The sequence below is a fragment of the Halorubrum sp. SS7 genome, from assembly GCF_005435055.1.
GTDB classification, from domain to species: Archaea; Halobacteriota; Halobacteria; order Halobacteriales; family Haloferacaceae; genus Halorubrum; species Halorubrum salinarum.
In genome coordinates, this window is the sequence record NZ_SGXV01000335.1 from 1 (window position 1) to 438 (window position 438).

The 438-nt window shown below is 68.0% G+C and carries 1 protein-coding gene; it reads right to left on the reverse strand.

Annotated features, from left to right (window positions below; genetic code table 11):
* A partial coding sequence (locus tag EXE44_RS18270; RefSeq protein WP_369333866.1) for a ZIP family metal transporter occupies positions 1–429 on the reverse strand: 429 nt, incomplete at its 3' end.
* Between the last annotated feature and the right edge of the window lie 9 nt (positions 430–438).

Below are 438 nucleotides of genomic sequence, written 5' to 3' on the forward strand. Positions count from 1 at the left end.
GAAGCCGAACAGCGCGGTGCCGCCCTCCAAGCCGAGGTCCGCGAAGGAGACGCCGACGGCGATCCCCTCCGGGAAACTGTGGACCGTCAGCACGCCGAGGATCAAAATCAGCTTCTTGAAGTCGGCCTCCTCGTACTCCCGCGGGTCGATCTCGGCGTCCATCAGCACCTCGTGCGCGAGGACGACGAGGACGACGCCAGCGAGCATCCCGACGCCGATCTCGACCGGCGTCCCCTCCGCGAGTCCCTCCCGGACGAGGCCGAACAGCGACGCGGAGAGCATGATCCCCGACGCGAACCCCCAGAGCGCCACGTTCCCGCGGTCGCTGATCGTCTCGAAGAAGAAGAACGGTACCGCCCCGATCCCGGTCGCGAGCGCCGTGATCAGCCCGGCGACGAAGACGAACCCGACTGCGTCGAGGGCGACCATTCGTCGCCT